Source organism: Paraburkholderia sp. RL17-381-BIF-C, assembly GCF_046026435.1.
Classification (GTDB): Bacteria; Pseudomonadota; Gammaproteobacteria; order Burkholderiales; family Burkholderiaceae; genus Paraburkholderia.
Map to the genome: position 1 here is coordinate 1 of NZ_JARESX010000224.1, position 530 is coordinate 530.

At 60.6% G+C, this 530-nt stretch carries 1 protein-coding gene; it reads left to right on the forward strand.

The genetic code is table 11. The features are described from left to right. Positions 1 to 309 precede the first annotated feature (309 nt). A partial coding sequence (locus tag P0D70_RS36795; protein WP_408188132.1) for a hypothetical protein occupies positions 310 to 530 on the forward strand: 221 nt, incomplete at its 3' end.

A 530-nucleotide genomic window follows, 5' to 3' on the forward strand; every position in this document is an offset into this window, starting at 1 on the left:
TCATAAGCGGGTCCCCCGCGCAGCCACGGTAGTGGTGCATCTGGAATCCGTGCCCTCGCACACTCCGCGTTTGTGACACAGCAGTCATTCTTCCGGCGGCGCTGCGCGCGCCGTCGCGGTAGTTCGGCAAAACGTTTGTAGTTAAGGGATCGGTCTGCGATGCGCGGCCGCGATTTTTTGATCTCTTTCGGCGGCCACGATAGTTAGGAAAACTGAGCGCGAATAGAATTCATCGCTTCTTTCCTAATCGGATTCGCCATGGTGGCTGCCGTCTCCGCGGCAGTCGCCAGCTTGGCAAGAGGATCTGGATTGACGACGCTCGCAAAGAAAACTGACGAGATTCTGGCTGCTTCGCGGGCTGATCCCGGGCCTTCGACCGATAGTGCCAGCGTTGGTGTAGGCGCGAATGACCGCGACGGCGCGCGCAGCGCCGCCGGAAGAATGACTGCTGTGTCACAAGCGCCGAATGTGCGGGGGCACGGATTCCAGATGGGCCACTATCGTGGCTGTGCGGGGGACACGCTTATGGG